This window comes from Ramlibacter sp. (assembly GCF_035706265.1).
Lineage (GTDB): Bacteria > Pseudomonadota > Gammaproteobacteria > Burkholderiales > Burkholderiaceae_C > Ramlibacter.
Genome location: NZ_DASSVG010000323.1, coordinates 1 through 2017, shown reverse-complemented (window position 1 = coordinate 2017; position 2017 = coordinate 1). Strand labels below are relative to the sequence as shown.

4 protein-coding genes are annotated in these 2017 nt (G+C 72.1%); all 4 read right to left on the bottom strand.

Going from position 1 to position 2017, the window contains the following annotated elements; translation table 11 throughout:
• Position 1: 1 nt before the first annotated feature.
• Positions 2–661 carry an adenylate kinase gene (adk, locus tag VFM98_RS11710; RefSeq protein ID WP_325110096.1) on the bottom strand — a complete coding sequence of 220 codons (660 nt, stop codon included), beginning with the start codon at positions 659–661 and terminating at the stop codon, positions 2–4.
• Between the two features lie 121 nt (positions 662–782).
• Complete coding sequence (kdsB, locus tag VFM98_RS11705) at positions 783–1544, bottom strand: 3-deoxy-manno-octulosonate cytidylyltransferase (RefSeq protein WP_325110095.1); 762 nt, start codon at positions 1542–1544, stop codon at positions 783–785.
• Between the two features lie 4 nt (positions 1545–1548).
• Complete coding sequence (locus VFM98_RS11700) at positions 1549–1755, bottom strand: Trm112 family protein (protein ID WP_325110094.1); 207 nt, start codon at positions 1753–1755, stop codon at positions 1549–1551.
• On the bottom strand, positions 1736–2017 hold a 282-nt coding region (locus VFM98_RS11695; RefSeq protein ID WP_325110093.1), incomplete at its 5' end, for a tetraacyldisaccharide 4'-kinase. The genes VFM98_RS11700 and VFM98_RS11695, both read right to left, overlap by 20 nt.

Below are 2017 nucleotides of genomic sequence, written 5' to 3'. Positions count from 1 at the left end.
GTCAGCAGTCCGCCAGCGCCTGCAACGCCCGCGCGGTGATCTCGTCGACCGAGCCCAGGCCGTCGATCTTGCGCACCTTGGGCGCGTTCTGCGGGTCGTCCTTCGCCCAGCTGCTGTAGTACTCCACCAGCGGGCGCGTCTGGGCGGAATAGACCTCCAGGCGCTTCAGCACCGTCTCCTCGCGGTCGTCGTCGCGCTGGATCAAAGGCTCGCCGGTCACGTCGTCGCGGCCTTCCACCTTGGGCGGATTGAACTTGATGTGGTACGTGCGCCCCGACGCCGGGTGCGAACGGCGCCCGCTCATGCGCTCCACGATGGCCTCGAAGGGCACGTCGATCTCCAGCACGCAGTCGATCTTCACGTCGGCCGCCTTCATGGCCTCGGCCTGCGGGATGGTGCGCGGGAAGCCGTCGAACAGGAAGCCGCGGGCGCAGTCCGGCTGGGCGATGCGCTCCTTCACCAGGCCGATGATGATGTCGTCGCTGACCAGGGCGCCCGAGTCCATCACCTTCTTGGCGGCCAGGCCCAGCGGCGTGCCGGCCTTCACCGCGGCGCGCAGCATGTCGCCGGTGGAGATCTGCGGGATGCCGTACTTCTGGCACAGGAAGGTCGCCTGCGTGCCCTTGCCGGCGCCCGGTGCGCCCAACAGGATCAGTCTCATGGGGAGTCCTCGGATGGTTTGGAGTCGGTCGGCAGGGCGGGCCGGCGCCAGGCCCGCCGCGCCTGTTGCCGCCGAGGATAGCACGCACCCTCCCGCGCGAAACTGACGCGGGGGGCCCCTTTTATTGCCCTGCGGCAAAGAGCGCGCGCACGCGCTCCAGGTCCTCGGGCGTATCGACGCCGGCGCCGGGCGCCGCCGCGCTCACGTGCACGGCGATGCGGTGGCCATGCCAGAGGGCGCGCAGCTGCTCCAGCGCCTCGCACGCTTCCACCGGCGCCGGCGGCAGCCGCGGGAAGGTGCGCAGGAAGCCGGCGCGGTAACCGTAGATGCCCACGTGGCGCAGCGGCGCGGGCTCGGGCAGCGCGCCCACGCCCTGGGCGAAGCCGTCGCGCCACCACGGGATGGGCGCGCGGCTGAAGTAGAGGGCCAGGCCGTCGGCCTGCAGCACCACCTTCACCACGTTCGGGTTCACGAAGTCGGCGACGCTCGCGATCGGGTGCGCCGCCGTGCTCATGCTGGCCTGCGGGCGCTCGCGCAGCAGCGCGGCCACGGCGTCGATCAGGGCCGGGTCGATCAGCGGCTCGTCGCCCTGCACGTTGACGACGACGTCGTCGCCGTCCAGCCCGAGCTGCTCGCAGGCCTCGGCCAGCCGGTCGCTGCCGGAGGGATGGTCGGCGCGCGTGAGCACGGCCCGCACGCCGTGCGCGCTGCAGGCGTCGGCGATGCGTTCGCTGTCGGTGGCGACCACGACCTGCGCGGCGCCGGACTGCTCGGCGCGGTGCGCCACGCGCACGACCATCGGCAGGCCGGCGATGTCGGCCAGCGGCTTGTCCGGCAGGCGCGTGGACGCGAGCCGGGCGGGGATCAGGACGGTGAAGCTCACGCGGTCAGACGAGCGGCGTGCGCGCGGGCAGGCGCTCGAGTTCCTCGTCGCTGAGGGTGCGCGCCTCGTCTTCCAGCAGCACGGGGATGCCGTCGCGGATCGGGTAGGCGAGGCGGGCGCTGCGGGAGATCAGCTCCTGGCGTTCGCGGTCGTAGTCCAGCGGGCCCTTGGTCACGGGGCAGACGAGGAGCTCAAGGAGACGGGGATCCATGGCGGGATGATAACGAGGTGTCCAGGAGGCGATCGAACGCCTGCCAGAAGGAAGCGGGGATGTCCACCTGCAGCGGGACGGCCCAGGCGCCGGGGCGCAGTTGCCACAGCTTGACCGCGTCCTTCTCCGTGCAGACCAGCGTGGCGCCGGGCGGGATGGCGGCGGGCATGTTGGCGTAGTCGTGGTGGTCGGGCAGGGCGTAGGTGGCGGCCAGCGTGAGGCCGGCGGCGCGCAGCATCTCGAAGAAGGCATCGGGCGTGGC

Excerpts from the sequence above, each read along its gene's own strand:
- adk (WP_325110096.1), bottom strand. The coding sequence starts at position 661 with ATGAGACTGATCCTGTTGGGCGCACCGGGCGCCGGCAAGGGCACGCAG.
- VFM98_RS11700 (WP_325110094.1), bottom strand. The coding sequence starts at position 1,755 with ATGGATCCCCGTCTCCTTGAGCTCCTCGTCTGCCCCGTGACCAAGGGC.